This window comes from Labrys wisconsinensis (assembly GCF_030814995.1).
GTDB classification, from domain to species: domain Bacteria; phylum Pseudomonadota; class Alphaproteobacteria; order Rhizobiales; family Labraceae; genus Labrys; species Labrys wisconsinensis.
Window position 1 is genome coordinate 1 of record NZ_JAUSVX010000030.1, and the last position, 19538, is coordinate 19538.

Consider the following 19538-nt stretch of genomic DNA (forward strand, 5'->3'; position numbering starts at 1 on the left):
CGCGCCCCCGCCCCCGCCCGCGCGCCCCCCCCCCCCCCCCCGCCGCCCCCCCCCGGCCCCCCCCCCCCCCCCCCCCCCCGGGGGGGGGGGGGGGGGGGGGGGGGCCCCCCCCCCGCCACGCCCCCCCTCAAGCCTTCCATCCGTTTCGGGGAGACCGCCTCATGGGCGCGACCAATATCGTTCGCCTGCATCCGGTCGGCGTCGAGTTCGAGGTCGAGGAGGACGAGACCGTCCTCAACGCGGCCTTCCGCCAGGGCATCGCCCTGCCGCACGGCTGCAAGGAGGGCCAATGCTCGGCCTGCAAATGCGTGCTGACGGGCGGCGAGGTCGAGCTGAAGAAATATTCGACCTTCGCGCTCAACGAGATGGAGCGCAGCCAGGACCATATCCTGCTCTGCCGCACGCTCGCCTATTCCGACCTCGACATCGAGCTTCTGAACTACGACGCGGACGTCCTGTCGAAGTCGATCCCGGTGAAGAGCTTCGCCGGCACGGTCACAGGTGTTTCCGCGCTGACGCACGACATCCGGCGCCTGGACATCACGCTCGACCAACCCCTGAAATTCTGGGCGGGACAATATGTCGACATCACGCTCCCGGGGCCAGAGGCGATTACGCGCTCGTTTTCCATGGCAAATACGCCGGGCGAAGGCCAAAACCTCGCCTTCATCATCAAGAAATACCCGAACGGACGCTTCTCTTCCAAGCTCGACGGAGACCTCGCCGCCGGAACCAGGGTCGACGTCCGCGGACCCTATGGAACCTGCTTCCGGCGGGAAGACCGGACCGGAGCCATGATCCTGGTCGGCGGCGGCTCGGGCATGTCGCCCCTCTGGTCGATCCTGCACGACCAGGTCGCCTCCGGCGAGGACCGTCCGGTCTATTTCTTCTACGGAGCCCGGACGCAGGGCGACCTGTTCTATCTCGACCGCTTCGCCGGGATCGCCGCGGACAATCCGCGCTTCACCTTCGTGCCCGTCCTCTCCCATGCGGGGGAGGACGCCACCTGGGACGGCGAGAAGGGCTTCGTCCACGAAGTGGTCGGCGCGCATCTGCGCCGGCTCGGCCTCGGCGAGGACGTGGACGTCTATGCCTGCGGGCCGGCGCCGATGATCGAGGCCCTGACGCCGGTCCTGCAGATGAACGACGTCGATACCGAACGGACCTTCTTCGACAAGTTCACGCCCGCCAGCCACTGAGGCCGGCGCGCGGCGGGCCACGACCGCTTTCGAGTTTCTTAGCCAGCAATGGGAGGGTGACCATGACTGCCGTACAAAGCAATCCCGTGAAATCGGGGGCCGCGGGATCTGCGATCTTCGCCGATTCCGACAGCCGCAGATATCGATATTTCGAGCCCAAGGCCCGGCGCGCCACGCATTACGAGGATGTCACGGTCGACGTGCAGCCCGATCCGGAGCGCTATCTCCTGCAGAACTGGATCATCGCGTTTCCCGACGGGAAAGGCGCCTACACCAAGGACGCCACCCAGGCCCTGAGCTCCAACTGGCACGCCTTCCGCGCGCCCGACCAGGAGTGGGAGCGCACGCACTACCAGCGCCAGTCGAAGATCGAGGCGATGGTGCAGGCGGTGATCGCCAATGGCCGCAAATCCGGCGCGCCCAAGGCGTTCGACAAGGCCTGGGTCAAGATCCTGCAGAACCATCTCGGAGCCTGGAAGCACGCGGAATTCGGGCTGGGCACGTCGTTGATGCAGGCGCAGCGCTACGGCTACACCCAGATGATCAACAACGCGACGCTGACCAACTCCTCCTACAAGCTCCGGCTGTCGCAGGACATCACCCTCTACCTCGCCGAGATCGGCATGGACATCGCCGGCTTCGACGACGAGGCCGGCAAGCGCGCCTGGCTCGAGGACAAGGGCTGGCAGGGCACGCGGGAAGCGATCGAATCCATCATGGGCTCGACCGACTATCTCGAGCAGTATTTCGCCACCAACATCGTGTTCGAGCCGCTGGTCGGCGAGCTGTTCCGTTCGGGCTTCCTGATGCAGGCGGCGTCCTCGAACGGCGACTTCATCACCCCGCCGGTCATCTCGGCGGCCGAAGCCGACTATGAGCGCAACCTCGCCAACGCCATCGACCTGTTCCACGTGCTGGCCAGCGACGCCGAGCACGCGGCGCACAACAAGGCGCTGTTCCAGGGCTGGGTGAACAAGCACGTCGCCCTTGCCGACAAGGCCGCAGCCGGGCTGCAGCCGATCTGGTCGCAACCCCATTCGAAACCGGTGCAGTACGCCGACGCCAGGACGCAGTCGGTCGAGCGCATCAAGAAGATTCTCGGCGAGCTCGGCCTCGACCTTCCCAAGGAGTGAAGACCATGTCGGTTGCTTCCAGAACCTCGGAAAACCAGAACATCTTCCAGAAGATGGGCGATCTGGTCTTCAGCCAGACGATCTCCCACCAGTGCGGCGTCACCATGAACGATAGCGTCGAGGCGCGTGCCATCGCCGAGTTCATGGGAACGAAGCCCAAGGTGACGATCACCTACCAGCCAGCCCTGATCCGCATCGACGGCGAAGGCAAGCTGATCTTCAAGATGGACGAGATCAGCGAGATCCTCGGCAAGGAGATGACGGCCGAGATCTTCGAGGTGAACACCTCGACCCATTACGGGCGCATGGTTCGCATCGACGACAACACGGTGACGCTGTTCGGCGACATGGACGAGATCCGCGAATACATCGAGTGATCCGGGAGGATCCCCCGGATCGGGGGAGCGGCGAGCGCGCCTGGCTCCCCCTTTTCCTGCAATTGCCGGCTCCGCGCGCCGTTGGCGCCGCGACATCCTTGGAGAGCACCATGTTCAAGACCCCCACGGGCGAAGAGGTCTTCGTCGTCGACGGCCACACCCATTTCTGGGACGGCAGCCCGGAGAACCAGCGCAACATCCACGGCAAGCAGTTCATCGAATGCTTCTACGCCTACCACACGGCGCTGAGCCCGAAGGACAAGCTCTGGCCGCTCGACAAGTTCAGCAAGTACAGCGCCGAGCAGATGTATCACGACCTGTTCGTCGACGGCCCCGACGACATGGCGGTGGTGCAGTCGACCTACCTGACGGAGTTCTACAAGAACGGCTTCAACACCATCGACCGCAACGCCGAGATCGCCAGGAAGTACAAGGACCGCTTCATCGTCAACGGCGCCTTCGATCCGCGCGACGGCGAGCGGGCGCTGGAATACATCCACTACATGAAGGAGACCTTCGGCATCAAAGGGGTCAAGCTCTACACCGCGGAATGGAAGGGCGAGTCGCGCGGCTGGAAGCTGACCGATCCCAATGCCTATCGCTGCTTCGAGCTGTGCCAGAAGCTCGGCATCACCAACATCCATGTCCACAAGGGCCCGACCATCATCCCGCTCGACAAGGACGCCTTCGATGTCCACGACGTCGACCACGCGGCCACGGATTTCCAGGGCCTGAACTTCATCATCGAGCATTGCGGCCTGCCGCGCCTCGACGATTTCTGCTGGATCGCGGTCCAGGAGACCAATGTCTATGGCGGCCTCGCCGTGGCGCTGCCCTTCATCCACAGCCGCCCGCGCTACTTCGCCGAGGTGATCAGCGAGCTCCTGTTCTGGGTGGGCGAGGACAAGATCCTGTTCGGCAGCGACTACGCCATCTGGACGCCGCGCTGGCTGGTCGAGAAGTTCTGGAATTTCGAGCTGCCCGAGGACGTGAAGCAGGAGCACGGCGTCGACCTGACGCCCCAGGCCAAGCGCAAGATTCTCGGCCTCAACGCGGCCCGGCTCTACGGCGTCGACGTCGAGGCGCAGAAGGCCAAGCTGAAGGCCGAGGCCCTCGCCGTGGCGGCGGAGTGACGGCGATGGGGCGTGCATGGGAGGAGCGCAGGGTCACCGAGGTCCGGCAATGCCTGGCCTCGGTGACCGATCCGGAGCTGGACGAGCCGGTCACCGATCTCGGCTTCGTCGAGGAGGTCACCGTCGATGCTCGCGGCGGCGTCGACATCACCTTCCGCCTGCCGACCTATTGGTGCTCGGCCAATTTCGCCTTCCTGATGGCGGACGACATGCGCCGGGCCGTCTCGGCGCTGCCCTGGGTCGAGGCGGTGCGGCCGCAGCTCCAGGACCATATGGCGGCGGAAGAGATCAACCGCGGCGTGCGGCTGGGGCTGTCGTTCGGCCAGGCCTTCACCGCCTTCGCCTCGGGCGATTCCCTCGGCGAGATCCGCGAGAAATTCCGGCGCAAGGCCTTCGAGCGCCGACAGGAGGCGGTGATCCAGGCCCTGCGCGCGGCCGGCCTCGACAACGGGGCGATCTGCGCGATGACGCTCGCGACCTTCGACGCAGCCGACCTCGGTGCCGGCGAAGGCGCACGGCAGAAGCCGCGCTATCGCGAGGCCCTGATCGAGCGGGGCCTCGCGGCGGGGCCGCACGACCGGGCCTTCGTCACCTTCAGCGGGCGCGGCATCGAGGCGCACGAGCTCGGCGCCTATCTGCAGCGCCTGCGGGCGGTGCGCATCAACATGGAGTTCAACACGGCGCTGTGCCGCGGGCTCCTGGGCTCGCGCTACCAGGACGGCGCCGAGGTCGGCGGCTGCGGTCACGGCTGCGGCGGAGCCTGTCCGAAGCCGGCCGCCGCCGTGCCGCAGGCGGTCGCCTGAGCAGCCGGAGCGCGGCGTCGCCATGCCGGGACGGCGGCGCGGCAAAGCGGCGTACCGTCCCCAAATCGAGAAGTCTGGGAGTGAAGGGCCATGCCGAAGGTGCTTTTACACGATATCGACGCGCGCCGGGCGCTCGCCCGCGGCGTCCAGAAACTGGCGGCGGCCGTGGAGCCGACGCTCGGTCCCAAGGGCATGAACGCCATGATCGACCGGCCGGTCGGCACGCCGATCGTGTCGCGCGACGGCGTCACCATCGCCTCGGAGATCGAGCTGTCCGACCGTTTCGAGAACATGGGCGCCCAGGTGGTGCGCGAGGTCTCGATGCAGACCAACGAGGTCGCCGGCGACGGCACCACCACCGCCATGGTGCTCGCCAACGGCCTGATCCAGGGCGGGGTCGCGGCGCTGGAGCGGGGCGCCAAGGCGGTGGACCTGTGCAAGGGCATCGACCAGGCGGTCGAGCTGGTGGTGGAGACGCTGAAGCGCTCGGCGACGGCCGCGTCCGACCGCAGGACGCTGCAGGCGGTCGCCACCATCGCCGCCACCGATCCTCATCTCGGCGGCCTCGTCGCCGAGGCGGTGGAGCGCGTCGGCAAGGACGGCATCATCAGCTCCGACTACGGCCTCACCACCGCCACCACGCTGGAAGTGGTGGAAGGCATGGCCTTCGACCGCGGCTACATCTCGCACCACATGGTGACCGACGTCGAAAGGATGGAGGTGGTGCTCGACGAGCCCCTGATCCTGCTGACCGATCTCAAGATCAAGGCGCCGGGCGAGCTTGCCGCCATCCGCGCCGCGGTGGCGAAGGCGGGCCGGCCCCTGGTGATCGTCGCCGAGGAGGTCTCGCCCGACGTGGTGGTGACGCTGCTCGGAGACGGCAATCGCGGCAAGGTTCTGGTGGTGCATCCGCCGGATTACGGCCATTGGCGTAGGGCGATGATGGACGACCTCGCCATCATCACCGGCGGCCGGGTCGTCGCCCGCGATCTCGGCGGCCGCCTGGAGGAGGCGGCGCTGGCCGACCTCGGCACCGCCCGTCAGGTGCGGGCCAGCGCCCACGAGACCGTGGTGATCCGCGGCGGCGGCGACGAGACGGCCATCGCCGCCCGGCGCCAGCAGGTGGCCCGGCAATACGAGCTGGCGCCGCCGAACGTCGAGCAGGACAAGCTGCGGGAACGGCTGGCCAAGCTCTCCGGCGGAACCGCGGTGATCCTGGCCGGCGGCGTGACGCCGGTCGAGCAGAAACGGACGATCCAGCTGATCGACGACGCCGTCAGCGCCACGCGCGCTGCGGCCGCGGAGGGCATCGTGCCGGGCGGTGGCACCGCCCTGGCCCAGTGCGCTCCCGTGGTGACGCGGGTGTTGGGCAACATCAACGGCGACTTCGGCGAGGGCATCCGCCTGGTGCGGGAGACCCTGTCCCGCCCGGCCGCCTCCATCGCCCGCAATGCCGGCCACGATGCCGAGACCATCGTCGCCGACCTCCTGAACGCGCCCGCCGGTACCGGCTTCGACGCGGCCAGGGGCGCCTTCACCGACATGGTCGCCGCCGGCATCGTCGATCCCGTCCGCGTCACCTGCGCGGCGCTGCGCAACGCCGCCTCCGTGGCGACGCTGGTGCTGACCACCAGCACGCTGGTGGCGGACGTCTCGGCCTATGTCGATCCCACCGCCGGCCCGGCGCGCGGCGGCGGGGCGGAGGCGCTGGGGCGGGCGTGACGCGCCGGAGGACGAGGCGCAGGGGTGACCGTGCGCCTTGGAGCCGGTACAATCGGGGTGATCCGGCCCGGTCAGAGGCCGGACGGCATCCCGGGGCATGACCACGGGATCGGGAGGGAACATGGTCCATATCATCTCCAAGCGCGACGGGCCGCGGCGCGAGGACGTCGCCGCGAGGCGGTTCATCCAGAGCAACCGGGCGACGATCGAGGGCCTGGCCGACCGGCTGACGGGCGGGCGCTGGCGCGAGATGCGCAAGCCGCCCGCCCCGCCGCAGCCCGAGGCCTCCGGCAGGCTCTGGTTCACGCCGCCTGCCGCGCCGCAGCCGGCCCGGCCCTATCTGCGGATCAGCCCCAACGGCCGGGTCGTGGTCATGGATCTGGCATCGGGGCGCCAGCTGCAGTTTCTCGGCCAGATCGGCGGCGGACGCGAGCGTCGCTTCGTCCTGGCGCTTCGAGAGCACGGATTCTTCGATCCCCTCGACGAGGATCTGCGCGCCGCGCTCGCCGACCTGGACGGGATGGCCTTGCCGGACGAGGCGGCCGAGGACCGTTTGAAGGAGAGCCTGTCGGCGCGTCTGGGCCTCGAGGCGCCGGGGAACCCGGCCTGAGGCGTGCCGGCGTGCGAGCGCCGGCCTGCGCCTCCCACGGAATGGTGCTTCGATGCAGATGGAAACTCCCATGGCCAAGCTGCCGTTTCCGCTGGACCGCCTTGCTCCGCTGGACACATCCGCCGGCTCGGCCGACGAAGAAGCCGGGCCCGAGGCCGGGCAGGGCAGCTCCTACGACGAGGGGGAAACCACCCGGGCCTGGGAATCCTTCCTGACGGTCGGGGGCGGGGCGGCGGCGAACACGCTGGTGCGCGGCGTGATCGAACGGTCGTGGCAGCGCAGCATGCAGTCGGGGGTCGACGCCCGCTGCCACGGCAGCTCCATCATCGCCTCGCCCGACGACCTCTACGAGCTGCGCCTCAAGAACGAAGACCTGCTGCAATCGACGGCGCAGACGTTTCGCCGTGTCGCCGAAGTGCTGGGCGATGCCGCGACCATGGTGGTGATCACCGATGCCAACGGCGTCGTGCTCGATGTCGGCGGTGACCAGAGGACCGTCGATGCCGGGCACGACATCCGCCTCGAGGTCGGCGCCGCCTGGGGCGAGACGGTCACCGGCACCAACGGCATCGGCACCGCCCTCGTCACCGGCCAGCCGATCCACGTCCATGCCGCCGAGCATTTTTCCGAGGGCATCAAGGCGTGGACCTGCGTCGGGGCGCCGATCCGCAGCCCGATGGACGGCAGCATCATCGGCATCATCGATTTTTCCGGGCCCCAGGCGATCTTCCATCGCCACAACGTCGCCCTGGCGGTGATCGCGGCCAACCATATCGAGCTGGCGCTGTCCGAGAAGATCCGGATCGAGCGGATGCATCTGCTCGAGGCCGGCATCGCCCGGATGCCGCGAACCGGCATCACCGACGGGGTGGTGATCCTCGATCGCTTCGGCCGGGTCGTCCACCACAACGACATGGCGTCGCTGCGCTGGCGCGGCATGGCGAAGACGGATCTGAGCATCGGCGCCAAGCTCCTGGAAATGAGCGGGCATCGTCCTCTCGAGGATCTGGCCGAGACCCTGCCCGAGGCGCTGCGCGGGCTCAGCATCGAGCCGCTCGTCGTCGACGGCGTGACGAAGGGGGCGATGCTGGTGCTTGCGCCAAAGCCGAGGCCGGCGGCGCCCGCGGTCCAGCTCACACCGGCCGGACGCGTCGCCATCGAAGCGGCGAAGGCGGAGATCGTCGGCAACAGCCCGGCCCTCTGCCAGGCGCTGGAGCGGATCGAGCGGGCCGCGCAGGGCCGGACCGCGATCCTGCTCGAAGGCGAGACCGGCGTCGGCAAGGAGCTCTTCGCCCGGCTCGTCCATGCCGCGAGCCAGCAGACGGGCAGGGAGCCCTTCGTCACCTTCAATTGCGGCGCCGTTTCCAAGGAGCTCCTGGGCGGCGAATTGTTCGGTCATGCTCCCGGCGCCTTCACGGGCGCGACCCGGGAGGGGCGTCCCGGCCGGTTCGAGGTCGCGCATGGCGGCGTGCTCAGCCTGGACGAGATCGGCGAAATGCCGCTGGACCTGCAGCCCTATCTCCTGCGCGTGCTGGAGGAGCGCTCGGTCTACCGGCTCGGCGACAGCCGGCCGCGTCCGGTCGACGTTCGCCTGGTGGCGTCGACCAACCGCAGCCTCAAGCAGGAGGTGGCGGAGGGGCGTTTCCGCAAGGACCTCTATTTCCGGATCAGCGCCGTCAAGATCACCATCCCGCCGCTGCGCGATCGCGAGGGCGATGTCGCGGTCCTGATCGAGCACTTCAACCGGCACTTCTCGGCGACCTATGGCCGCCCGCCGCTCGGGTTCGATGCGGAAGCCCTCGCGCTGCTGCTGCGCTACGACTGGCCCGGCAATGTCCGCGAGCTGCGCAACCTCATGGAAAACCTCGTGCTGATGTCGTCCAGCGGCTGCGTCGGGCTCGACGACTTCCCGGAGGACTTCCTGGAGGCGCTGCTGGCGGGCTCGCGCCTGCCGGCCGAAGCGCCTGCGGAGGCCGGCGAGATCGCGCGGCTCGACGAGGCCGAGCGGAAAATCATCGAGAAGGCCGTCGCCGCCGCGGGCGGCAACATCTCGGTGGCGGCCGACAAGCTCGGCGTTTCGCGCAGCACGCTCTATCGCAAGATGCATCAGTACCGGTCGCAGGGGTAGGGCGATGGCGGCCCCTTCCGAACGGCGGGACTGGACGGATGCGACCGGCGAGGCGGCGGCCCTGGCCACGCAGATCCTCGACCGTGCCGACCGGGACCTCGCCTTCGTGGTGCGGCTCGTCGGCGAGAGCCAGTACATGCTGGTTCGCCATTTCGTCGGCTTCATCGAGGCCGAGCTTCGCGCGCGCGGCGTCGTCTACGGCGACCATCCCCTGTTGCGTCCCTTCATCGAGACCCATGCCCGCGAGCTGACGGATTTCGTGCTGCAGGGCATCGGGCTGCGGCACCAGTTCGGCCTGCAGGCGCTCGAGACCCTGGCCGGCGATCCGCAGCGCCTGCTGCGCGTCGACCTGTGGGATTCGCTGCGCTCCCATATCGAGGATGCCCGGCGCCGGTTCGTCTCGGTCGTCGGCGGCCTGCCGCGGATCCTGGCCGAGATCGAGGCCCTCCCGGGCGGCCGGGACGCGCGGCCGGCCGGGGGAGGGAGCGGCGCATGAGCACGCCTGCTCCCGGGGTGATCGAGGCGCTGGCGGAGCGGCTGCGGGTCGTCCAGGCGGTGTCGCAGCTCAACGCCCGGCGGCTGCTCGGCCAGCAGGCCTGCGGCGGCGCCGAGTTCGACATCCTGCGGGTCGAGCGCGAGATCGCGGCCGAAGGCGAGGCGGAGCATCGCGGCGCCGCCCTGCGGGAGGCGCAAGCGCGCCGGCGCCGGGCCGAAGCCGCCATGGCCGCATGCGACGCGGAGCTCGCGGCCCTGGACCTGCGCCTGCGCGAGCTCGATCGGCGTATCGCCGGCTGACGGCACGAGGGACGAGATGGACAGACCTGAAGCGGATTCCGCCACGTTCTACGAGCTCCTGGCCCGGCATTGGCGCCTGGACGCGGCCGTCGGGCAACTGGCTTTCGATGCCGCCGGGGCCAGCCTCGCCTTCGGCCTTGCCGACGGGCGCGTGGCGCTCGCCCCGGTCGCGGATGCGGAGCCGCCGCAGGACCGCTGCCGGGTGGCTGCCGACACCGGCCGCGCCACCATCTCGCCGCGGCGAAAGCCGGTGCCGCCGCTCGTCCTGGCGGCGATCGACGCCGCGCCGGTGCGCCTGGCCGCGTTCGGAGCGGCCGGCTTCATCGCCGGCGGCGGCAATGGTCGCCTCGTGCGCCTGTCCGCCTCCGGGGCTGTGGAGACGCTGGTCGACCTCGACTGCGGCCCGGTGCAGGCGATCGTCCCGGCATCCGGCGGGCGGGCCCTGGTGGCTGCCGGCGGCATGCTCGTCGCCTACGACCCCGATGGCGGCACGGCGCAGGCGCTGTCCCGCCTCGAGGCGGGCGCACTCGCCCTGGCGCCGGACGGACAGGTGGTCGCGGCGGCCGGGCCGGACGGCCTCGCCATCCCAGCCTGCGACGCCGAGGCGCGGGAGGCGGCAGTCTTCGACCTCGGCCCGGTATCGACCCTGTCCTGGAGCCCGGACGGCATCTGGCTGGCCGCCGCTCTCGGCGAAGGCGGCATCGTCCTGGTCAGGCCGCGGGACGGTCGGGTGATCCCGGTCCCGGGCTATCCGGCACCGGTGCGGGACCTGGCCTGGAGCGCCGACTCCGGCCTCCTCGCCACGTCGGGCGCCTTCCGCATCATCGTCTGGGACATCGCCGCGCTGGGCCGCGGGGCCGACAAGCCCGAGGCGATCGGCACTGGCCGCGCCGGCCTCGTGCCGGTCGAGGGCGTCGCCATGCATCCGGGCCGGTCGCTGGTCGCGGCGGGCCGAGCCGACGGCACGGTGGTGATCGCCCAGGTCGGCAGCCGCGACGAGCTCACGGTCAAGGCGCCCGGTCAGGGCGCGGCGCGGGCCATGGGCTGGTCGCGGGACGGCCGGCACCTGGCCCTCGGCGGCGCGGACGGCGAGGCGGCGATCGTCACCTTCCCGCCGCATCTGTTCAAGTGATTCCCGAGCGCTCGACCCAAGGAGGATGTCATGACGACCAGGCAGAGCAGCGAAGACGAGAGCAAGGACCGTTTCTTCAAGGAGCTCGCCGAGCTCTCCGAACGGATGATCGCCGCCCACGGCAGGGAGTTCTCCATGGGCGCCCTGGTGCTGGCGGCGCGGTTCATCGCCGAGAACAAGCCCTTCGTGCGGGCAGCCGTGACGCAGTGAGGCGCCGGCCCTATCCCTTCACGTATTCCCGCGCCGCATCCGCCAGCAGGCCGTGGAGGTAGCCGGCAAAGGATCGCCAGGCCTCGATCCGGAAGACGTCCGGGCCGGTGCGCCACAGCACGATCTCGGCCTTGGCGAACAGGGTGCGGGTCGCCATGCCGACGGGAAAGGCGGCGAGGGCGAGGTCGAGCATGACGCCGGAATTCAGCACGTCGGCCGCCAGGGCGCCCGACACGCCGATCGCCGTGTTGCGGTGGCTGACGTCGACCAGGGAATGCGGCTCGGCGATGCCGGCGAAGGCGGCGGCGATCTCCGCCGCCGCGCCGTCCGGGGCGATCAGCAGCCATTCGTCGGGACCGAGCATCAGCGCGGCGCGCACCGTGTCGGTGGTGGCGGTGTTGATCGCGGTCGGCAGGGCGAGGCCGAAGGCGGCTCCGGCCGCGGCCGCGCCGCGCAGGACGAGGCGCGTCGCCGGCGGCAGCGCCTCGATCGCCAGGCGCCCCCGGGCTGTTATGGCGGGGATGCCGTCGAGCGGCTCGCGGCGGAGGGCGGGGTCAGGCATCGAGCCGCGTTCCTTCCTTGTCGACGAAGACGGGATCGGCCACGACCGCCGGGATCGACCCGCCCGGCATCGGCACATAGACCGTCTCGCCGATCCGCGCGCGTCCGCGCTCGAGATTGGCGAGGGCGATCGAACGGCCGAGCGCCTCGCTCCAATAGGCCGAGGTGACGTGGCCCTGCGCGTGCTCGCCGAGGACGGGCGCGGCGACCGGCACGATCTGCGCCCCTTCCTCCAGCACGGTGGCGGGCTCGACGGTGAGCAGGCCGACGAGCTGCTTGCGGTCCGCCGCCTGCAGGTCGGGCCGCATCAGCCCGCGCTTGCCGACGAAGTCGGCCTTGGTCTTGCCGACGGCCCAGCCGACGCCGGCCTCGTCGGGCGTCAGCGTGCCGTCCGTATCCTGGCCGACGATGATGTAGCCCTTCTCGGCGCGCAGCACATGCATCGCCTCGGTGCCGTAGGGACAGCCGCCGAGGCCGATCACCCGCGCATGCACCGCCTCCCAGACCGCGCGGCCATAGGCGGCGGGCACGTTGATCTCGAAGCCGAGCTCGCCGGTGAAGCTCATCCGGAACAGGCGCGTCGGCACGCCGCAGATCCGGCCCTCGCGCACCGACATATGCGGCATCGCCGCCTTGGACATGTCGATGCCCTCGACCAGCGGCGCGATCGCCTCGCGCGCCTTCGGCCCCTGCACGGCGATGACCGCCCATTGTTCCGTCGTCGAGGTCAGCCAGACCTTGAGATCGGTCCATTCCGTCTGGAGATAGTCCTCCATGTGGCTCAGCACCCGCGGCGCGCCGCCCGTCGTGGTGGTGACATGGAAGCGGTCCGGCGCCATCCGGCCGACCACGCCGTCGTCGTACACGAAGCCGTCGTCGCGGGTCATGATGCCGTAGCGCAGCCGCCCCGGCTCCAGCTTCAGGAACGGGTTGACATAGATGCGGTGCATGAACTCGGCGGCGTCCGGCCCCACCACCTCGATCTTGCCGAGGGTGGAGGCGTCGAAGATGCCGCAGGTGGCGCGCACCGTCCGGCATTCGCGGTTGACGGCCTCGTGCATGGTTTCGCCGCCCCTGGCGAAATACCAGGCGCGCTTCCACAGCCCGACATCCTCGAAGGCGGCGCCCTGCTCGGCCGCCCATTCGTGGGTCGAGGTCTTGCGCACGGGGTCGAACAGGTCGCCGCGCGAGGTGCCGGCGAACAGGCCGAAGGTGGTCGGCGTGTAGGGCGGCCGGAAGGTGGTGAGCCCGACCTTCGGCACCGGCGCCTCGATCGCCCCGGCCGCGATCGACAGGGCGTTGAGGTTGGAGGTCTTGCCCTGGTCGGTCGCCATGCCCGACGTGGTGTAGCGCTTGACGTGCTCGATCGACCGGAAGCCTTCGCGCGTCGCCAGCTTGATGTCCTTGGCCGTGACGTCGTGCTGGAAATCGACGAAGGCGCGCACCCGCGCCGGGTCGCGGTCGTGCGGCGTCGCGCCGGTGAAGCCGCCGGCCGGATCGGTGGCGCCGTCGACGTCGAAGGTCTTCACCGCGCCGCCGGTGGCGCCGGCAGCGCGCGCGGCGGCATGGCCGGCGGCGAAGCCGTCGTCGATCACCTCGCCGAAATCGAACACGCCGCGGCAGGCGCCGGCCGAGCGCTCCGCATCCAGCGAGCGGCCGGGTAGGAAGTTCCCCGAAGCCTCGTCATAGGCGAGCTTGCCGCGCGACTGCGAGAACAGATGCACGGACGGCGTCCAGCCGCCGGACATCAGGACGAGATCGCAGGCGACCGTCTCGTGGCCCGAGACCTTGCCGCCGTCGATGCGGCCGACCCGCACCGAGGCGACGCGCAGCCGCCCGCTGGTGCCGGTGATCGCGGCGCCGAGCTCGACCCGGATGCCGGCGGCGCGCGCCGCATCGACCAGGGCGCCGCCCGTCGGCCTGAGATCGGCGATCAGCGCCACCGCGGCGCCGGCGGCCTGCAGGTCGAGCGCGGCGCGATAGGCCGAATCGCAGGCGGTGAACACCACGGCGCGCCGGCCCGGCAGCACGCCGTAGCGGTTGGCGAAGGTGCGCGCCGCATCCGCCAGCATGATGCCCGGCCTGTCGTTCTCCGGGAACACCAGCGGCCGCTCGATGGCGCCGGCGGCGATCACCACCTGCCTCGCCCGCACCTGCCACAGCCGCTCGCGCGGCAGCCGGGCCTCGGGCTGGGCCAAGTGGTCGGTGAGGCGCTCGGCCAGCGCGACGAAATTGTGCGAGTACCACCCGAAAGCCGTCGTGCGCGGCAGCAGCTTCACCTTGTCGCGCAGGGCCAGCGACATGATGACGTCGGTCGCCCAGTCGCGCGCCGGCCGGCCCTCGATCGTGGCCAGGGTCTCGGCGAGCAGCGAGCCGCCGAGCTCGGCCTGCTCGTCGCAGAGCATGACGCTGGCCCCGGCCTCGGCAGCCGCCACCGTGGCGGCGAGCCCGGCCGGGCCGGAGCCGATCACCAGCACGTCGACATGGGCGAAGCGGTTCTGGTAGCGGTCGGGGTCGGGCGCGGAGGGCGCCTCGCCGAAGCCGGCGGCCGAGCGGATCTTCGGCTCGTAGACCGTCTTCCAGAAGCTCCTCGGCCACATGAAGGTCTTGTAGTAGAAGCCGGAAGCGAGCAGCGGCGCGGCGAGGTCGTTCACGGCGCCGGCGTCGAAGCGCAGCGAGGGCCAGCGGTTCTGGCTCTGCGCCACCAGCCCGTCATGCAGCTCGACCTGGCCGGCCCGAAGGTTCGGCGTGGTGCGCCCGGCGTCGCGGATCACCGTGACGAGGGCGTTCGCCTCCTCCGAGCCCGCCGCCATGATGCCGCGCGGGCGGTGATACTTGAACGAGCGGCCGACGAGATGCACGCCGTTGGCCAGCAGCGCCGAGGCGAGCGTGTCGCCGCGCACGCCCTCATAGGCCTGGCCGTCGAAGGTGAAGCGCAGCGCCTTGCTGCGGTCGATGCGGCCGCCCGCGGCGGTGCGGAAGGGGCCGCTCATCGCGCGGCCTCCGTCGCGGCGAGCCCGGCCGCCAGCGCCGCCAGGTCCGGCCGCGGGGCACCCACCTTGTAGGTGGTGACGAACCTGTCGGTGACGGTGTGGCGCACCGCGTTGAAGAACCGCGCGCAGCCGTGCACGTGGCGCCAGCGCTCGGCGATCAGGCCCTTGGTGTTGGAGCGGACATAGAGGAACTCGGCCCAGTCCTCGTCGGAGATCGCCTCGGAGAAGACGGGCCGGGCGATATGGGCCTCGCCCATGTTGCGGAACTCCAGTTCCGGGCGGTCCCCGCAATGGGGGCAGGTGATCAGCAGCATGGGATGTCGGGCCTCAATGCGCCACCGCGGCCGCGGCCGCCTCGTCGATCAGGCGGCCGGTGCGGAAGCGGTCGAGGGTGAAGGGGGCGGCGATCGGGTGGGGCTCGCCGGTCGCGACCGTATGGGCGAAGACATGGCCGGAGCCCGGCGTCGCCTTGAAGCCGCCCGTGCCCCAGCCGCAATTGACGAACAGGCCCGGCACCGGCGTCGTGCCGATGATCGGCGAGCGGTCGGCCGTGGTGTCGACGATGCCGCCCCAGTTGCGCATCATCTTGACCCGCCGCACCACCGGGAACAGCTCGCAGATCGCATCCAGCGTGTGCTGGGCGATGTGCAGGCCGCCGGTCTGGGAATAGGAGACGTACTGGTCCGTCCCGGCGCCGATGACGAGGTCGCCCTTGTCGGATTGCGACATGTAGGCGTGGATGGTGTTCGACATCACCACGCAGGGCATGATCGGCTTCAGGGGCTCGGACACCAGCGCCTGCAGGGGATAGCTCTCCAGCGGCATGCGCACCCCGGCCATGGCCATCACCACCGAGGTGTGGCCGGCCGCGACCACGCCGACCTTGCGGGTGGCGATCGAGCCGCGGCTGGTCTCCACCGCCGCGACCGCGCCGGAGGCGTCGCGCGTGATGCCGGTCACCTCGCAGTTCTGGATGATGTCGACGCCGAGCGCGTCCGCCGCCCGGGCATAGCCCCAGGCCACCGCGTCGTGCCGCGCCACGCCGCCGCGCCGCTGCAGCGCCGCGCCCATGATGGGATAGCGGATGTCCTTGGAGATGTTGAGGATCGGGCAGAACTCTTTCGCCTGCTCCGGCGTCAGCCATTCGTTGTCGATGCCGGCGAGCCGGTTGGCATGGACGTGGCGCCTGGTCACCTGCACGTCGTGCACGTTGTGCGCCAGCATCATCACGCCGCGCGGCGAATACATCACGTTGTAGTTGAGGACCTGCGACAGGTCCTGCCACAGCTTCAGCGCATGGTCGTAGAGCTTGCCGCTCTCTTCCCACAGATAGTTGGAGCGGATGATCGTGGTGTTGCGCCCGGTATTGCCGCCGCCGAGCCAGCCCTTCTCCAGGACGGCGATGTTCCGCATGCCGTGCACGGACGCCATATAGTAGGCGGTGGCCAGGCCATGGCCGCCGGCGCCGATGATCACCGCGTCATAGGCGGACTTCGGCTCGGGCGAGCGCCATTGCGCCGGCCAGTTCCGGTTGCCGGTCAGCGCGTTGCGCGCCAGGGAGAGGAAGGAGAACCGCAAGGGATGAGCCGCCCGTCGCTGGAGTGTCGTGCGCGGCCGGGAAGTGCCCAGGCGCGACTGCCGGCGCGACTATCGCCATCGCGTCCGATCCGCGTCTAGCACGGAAACGACCGGCGATTTGTCGCAAAGCGACGGCGTGGCCCAGGGCGCGACGCAAAGCCTTCTCCACGCCTGGTGGAGAAGGCGTTTGCTATCGCTTCGGCTCGGTCAGCCGGTCGATGCGGTTCTTCATCTCGGCGAGCTCCTTCTTCAGGTCGTCGATGTCGCCGTCCTTGGGCTTGACGGTCGCCTCGCCGTTGGTCGCGGGCTTGTCGCCGGCCATCTGGGAGAAGGGCGAGAACATGCGGAAGGCGCGCTCGAACACCGCCATGTTGTTGCGGGCCTGCTCCTCCATGGAGCCGAAGCTGCCGCCCGCCCAGGGCGACTGCTTCCAGCCGGCGGCAATCTGCTGGGTCATCTGCTCGCGCAGCTTCTGCTGCTCGCGCACCAGGTTGTCGAGCGAGAATTCCAGGAAGCTCGGCACCAGCGACTGGATGGAGTCGCCGTAGAAGCGGATGAGCTGGCGCAGGAACTGGATCGGCAGCAGGTTCTGGCCCTTGTTCTCCTGCTCGAAGATGATCTGGGTCAGCACCTGGCGGGTGATGTCCTCGTTGCTCTTGGCATCGTAGACGACGAAGTCCTCGCCGGCCTTGACCATGGCGCCGAGGTCCTCGAGCGTCACGTAGGTCGAGGTGCCGGTGTTGTAGAGACGCCGGTTGGCGTATTTCTTGATCGTCGTCGGCTCGTTCGCCTTGGCCATGCAGCCAGCCCTCTCCGCCCGAAGCAGCCCACCTTTGCGGCGATGCACATGTTCAGGTGGTGAGACTAAGCGCATTTCGCGGACGCGAAAACATCTTTGTGCAGCCGCGAGCGTCGGCGCCGGATCGCGGCGGGGCGGTGCGCGCAGCTGCATTGACGCCGTCACGTCAGCCGCGCCATATGCTCTGGACGCTGCCGGGGGCTTCATCTGAACGCCATCCATAGTCCCTAACAGCCTCCGGACCCCGCCGATGGCGGCAGACCACAACGAGGAGAGGTGCCATGCCGGATATCGTCATCGTCAGCGCGGCGCGCACGCCCGTCGGCTCCTTCAACGGCGCCTTCGCCAACACCCCGGCGCACGAGCTGGGCACGGTGGCCATCAAGGCGGCGCTCGGACGCGCCGGCCTCGAGGGCGGCGAGGTCGACGAGGTGATCCTCGGGCAGATCCTCTCCGCCGGCCAGGGCCAGAACCCGGCCCGCCAGGCGGCGATGGCCGCCGGCGTGCCGCAGGAGAAGACCGCCTGGGGCCTCAACCAGCTCTGCGGATCGGGCCTGCGCGCCGTGGCGCTCGGCCTGCAGCAGATCGCCACCGGCGACGCTGCGGTCATCGTGGCGGGCGGCCAGGAATCGATGTCGCTCGCCCCGCATGTCGCGCATCTGCGGGCCGGCACCAAGATGGGCGACCTCAAATTCGTCGACTCCATGCTGAAGGACGGCCTGACCGACGCCTTCCACGGCTATCACATGGGCAACACGGCCGAGAACGTCGCCGCGCGCTGGCAGCTGACCCGCGAGGACCAGGACGTCTTCGCCGTCGCCTCGCAGAACAAGGCCGAGGCGGCGCAGAAGGCCGGCCGCTTCAAGGACGAGATCGTCCCCGTCACCGTGCCGGGCCGCAAGGGCGACATCGTCGTCGACACCGACGAATATCCCCGCCACGGCTCGACGCTGGAGGCCATGGCCAAGCTGCGCCCGGCCTTCTCCAAGGACGGCACGGTGACGGCCGGCAACGCCTCCGGCATCAATGACGGCGCGGCGGCGCTGGTGCTGATGACCGAGAGGGAGGCGGCGCGGCGCGGCCTGACGCCGCTCGCCCGCATCGCCTCCTGGGCGACCGCCGGCGTCGATCCCGCCGTCATGGGCACGGGGCCGATCCCCTCGTCCCGCAAGGCCCTCGACAGGGCCGGCTGGCGGGTGGCCGACCTCGACCTGGTCGAGGCCAACGAGGCCTTCGCCGCCCAGGCCCTGGCCGTCAACAAGGACATGGGCTGGGATCCCGGCATCGTCAACGTCAATGGCGGTGCCATCGCCCTCGGCCATCCCATCGGCGCCTCCGGCGCCCGCGTGCTGGTGACGCTGCTGCACGAAATGGGCAAGCGCGGCGCGAAGAAGGGCCTCGCCACGCTGTGCATCGGCGGCGGCATGGGCGTCGCCATGACGCTCGAGCGCTAGCCTTCGGGCGTGACGGGGGTCTCGTTCCTTGGGCGGCGGCGGAGCGGGGCGGAGGCCCGGTGCCGTCCGCCCATCGTCGGACATCCAACCAGACCGCGTGGAGCGGCGGTAGCAAGGGGAAACGCATGAGCAGGGTTGCGATCGTCACGGGCGGCACGCGCGGCATCGGCGCCGCCATCTCCAGGGCTCTCCAGGCGAGCGGCGCGCGCGTCGCCGCCACCTATGCCGGCAATGACGAGGCGGCGGCGAAGTTCACCGCCGAGAGCGGCATTCCGGCCTATAAATGGGACGTCGGCGACTTCAATGCCTGCGCCGCCGGTGTCGCGCGGGTGGAGAAGGAGGTCGGACCGGTCGACATCCTCGTCAACAATGCCGGCATCACCCGCGACGGCTTCCTGCACAAGATGACGCCGGAGCAATGGTCGTCGGTGATCCGCACCAATCTCGACAGCCTGTTCAACATGACCCGGCAGGTGATCGAGGGCATGCGGGCCCGTTCCTTCGGCCGCGTCGTCGTCATCTCCTCCATCAACGGCCAGAAGGGCCAGCTGGGTCAGGCCAACTATTCCGCCTCCAAGGCCGGCGATATCGGCTTCGTCAAGGCGCTGGCGCTGGAAGGCGCGGCCAAGAACGTCACCGCCAACGCCATCTGCCCCGGCTATATCGGCACGGAGATGGTCGCCGCCATCGACGAGACCATCCTCAAGACCCGCATCCTGCCGCAGATCCCGGCCGGCCGCCTCGGCCTGCCGGAGGAGGTGGCGCGCTGCGTGGTGTTCCTGGCCTCCGACGAGGCCGGCTTCGTCACCGGCTCGACCATCTCGGTCAACGGCGGCCAGCACATGGCTTGAGCCGGTCGCCGGGGGGCGGCGGCGATCCGGTTCCGGTCCACGATTCCGCACGGGCGGCGG

Annotated in this window: 19 protein-coding genes; 14 read left to right on the forward strand and 5 right to left on the reverse strand. The window is 70.0% G+C overall.

Features of this window, described 5'->3' with window-relative positions; all coding sequences use genetic code 11:
* The first annotated feature begins 161 nt into the window (after positions 1 to 161).
* From QO011_RS40460 to QO011_RS40515, 12 genes are all read left to right on the forward strand, one after another.
* Positions 162 to 1199 carry a 2Fe-2S iron-sulfur cluster-binding protein gene (locus tag QO011_RS40460; RefSeq protein WP_307285808.1) on the forward strand — a complete coding sequence of 346 codons (1038 nt, stop codon included), beginning with the start codon at positions 162 to 164 and terminating at the stop codon, positions 1197 to 1199.
* A 62-nt stretch (positions 1200 to 1261) separates the two neighbouring features.
* Positions 1262 to 2332, forward strand: a complete 1071-nt coding sequence (locus QO011_RS40465) for an aromatic/alkene monooxygenase hydroxylase subunit beta (RefSeq protein ID WP_307285812.1) — start codon at positions 1262 to 1264, stop codon at positions 2330 to 2332.
* A 5-nt stretch (positions 2333 to 2337) separates the two neighbouring features.
* Entirely contained in the window at positions 2338 to 2709 is a 372-nt protein-coding gene (locus QO011_RS40470) for an MmoB/DmpM family protein (RefSeq protein WP_307285817.1), read from the forward strand.
* A gap of 110 nt (positions 2710 to 2819) precedes the next feature.
* Positions 2820 to 3842: an amidohydrolase family protein gene (locus QO011_RS40475; RefSeq protein ID WP_307285819.1), complete on the forward strand. Its 1023-nt coding sequence runs from the start codon at positions 2820 to 2822 to the stop codon at positions 3840 to 3842.
* Positions 3843 to 3847: 5 nt separating this feature from the next.
* Positions 3848 to 4645, forward strand: a complete 798-nt coding sequence (locus QO011_RS40480; RefSeq protein WP_307285822.1) for a metal-sulfur cluster assembly factor — start codon at positions 3848 to 3850, stop codon at positions 4643 to 4645.
* A 90-nt stretch (positions 4646 to 4735) separates the two neighbouring features.
* Complete coding sequence (locus tag QO011_RS40485; protein WP_307285825.1) at positions 4736 to 6367, forward strand: molecular chaperone GroEL; 1632 nt, start codon at positions 4736 to 4738, stop codon at positions 6365 to 6367.
* 121 nt (positions 6368 to 6488) lie between these two features.
* On the forward strand, positions 6489 to 6977 hold the full coding sequence (locus tag QO011_RS40490; RefSeq protein ID WP_307285828.1) for a hypothetical protein: 489 nt from the start codon (positions 6489 to 6491) through the stop codon (positions 6975 to 6977).
* Positions 6978 to 7047: 70 nt separating this feature from the next.
* Entirely contained in the window at positions 7048 to 9105 is a 2058-nt protein-coding gene (locus QO011_RS40495) for a sigma-54-dependent Fis family transcriptional regulator (RefSeq protein ID WP_307285831.1), read from the forward strand.
* A gap of 4 nt (positions 9106 to 9109) precedes the next feature.
* Positions 9110 to 9601, forward strand: a complete 492-nt coding sequence (locus QO011_RS40500; protein WP_307285833.1) for a hypothetical protein — start codon at positions 9110 to 9112, stop codon at positions 9599 to 9601.
* The gene (locus QO011_RS40505; RefSeq protein WP_307285834.1) at positions 9598 to 9900 is read left to right on the forward strand and encodes a hypothetical protein; all 303 of its coding nucleotides are present in this window, start codon (positions 9598 to 9600) and stop codon (positions 9898 to 9900) included. The genes QO011_RS40500 and QO011_RS40505 overlap by 4 nt, the downstream gene beginning before the upstream one ends.
* Positions 9901 to 9916: 16 nt before the next feature.
* Positions 9917 to 11032 carry a WD40 repeat domain-containing protein gene (locus QO011_RS40510; protein ID WP_307285837.1) on the forward strand — a complete coding sequence of 372 codons (1116 nt, stop codon included), beginning with the start codon at positions 9917 to 9919 and terminating at the stop codon, positions 11030 to 11032.
* Between the two features lie 30 nt (positions 11033 to 11062).
* Complete coding sequence (locus tag QO011_RS40515) at positions 11063 to 11242, forward strand: hypothetical protein (protein WP_307285840.1); 180 nt, start codon at positions 11063 to 11065, stop codon at positions 11240 to 11242.
* 10 nt (positions 11243 to 11252) lie between these two features.
* Here the strand turns inward: QO011_RS40515 and QO011_RS40520 are convergent, their stop codons facing one another.
* From QO011_RS40520 to phaR, 5 genes are all read right to left on the reverse strand, one after another.
* Positions 11253 to 11804 carry a sarcosine oxidase subunit gamma gene (locus QO011_RS40520; RefSeq protein ID WP_307285844.1) on the reverse strand — a complete coding sequence of 184 codons (552 nt, stop codon included), beginning with the start codon at positions 11802 to 11804 and terminating at the stop codon, positions 11253 to 11255.
* On the reverse strand, positions 11797 to 14796 hold the full coding sequence (locus QO011_RS40525; protein WP_307285848.1) for a sarcosine oxidase subunit alpha family protein: 3000 nt from the start codon (positions 14794 to 14796) through the stop codon (positions 11797 to 11799). Before QO011_RS40525 ends, QO011_RS40520 begins: the two co-directional genes overlap by 8 nt.
* Positions 14793 to 15110 carry a sarcosine oxidase subunit delta gene (locus tag QO011_RS40530; RefSeq protein ID WP_307285850.1) on the reverse strand — a complete coding sequence of 106 codons (318 nt, stop codon included), beginning with the start codon at positions 15108 to 15110 and terminating at the stop codon, positions 14793 to 14795. Before QO011_RS40530 ends, QO011_RS40525 begins: the two co-directional genes overlap by 4 nt.
* A 13-nt stretch (positions 15111 to 15123) precedes the next feature.
* Positions 15124 to 16374 (reverse strand): sarcosine oxidase subunit beta family protein, encoded by a 1251-nt coding sequence (locus tag QO011_RS40535; protein WP_307285852.1) that lies wholly within the window; start codon positions 16372 to 16374, stop codon positions 15124 to 15126.
* 190 nt (positions 16375 to 16564) lie between these two features.
* Positions 16565 to 17173 (reverse strand): polyhydroxyalkanoate synthesis repressor PhaR, encoded by a 609-nt coding sequence (gene phaR / locus QO011_RS40540; protein WP_307285854.1) that lies wholly within the window; start codon positions 17171 to 17173, stop codon positions 16565 to 16567.
* A gap of 281 nt (positions 17174 to 17454) precedes the next feature.
* Here phaR and QO011_RS40545 point away from each other — a divergent pair, with 281 nt between their 5' ends.
* Together QO011_RS40545 and phbB are read left to right on the forward strand one after the other, a co-directional pair.
* Positions 17455 to 18627, forward strand: coding sequence for an acetyl-CoA C-acetyltransferase (locus QO011_RS40545; RefSeq protein WP_307285857.1), 1173 nt, complete (start codon positions 17455 to 17457; stop codon positions 18625 to 18627).
* 125 nt (positions 18628 to 18752) lie between these two features.
* Positions 18753 to 19478 (forward strand): acetoacetyl-CoA reductase, encoded by a 726-nt coding sequence (phbB, locus tag QO011_RS40550; RefSeq protein ID WP_307285860.1) that lies wholly within the window; start codon positions 18753 to 18755, stop codon positions 19476 to 19478.
* The last annotated feature ends 60 nt before the right edge of the window (positions 19479 to 19538 follow it).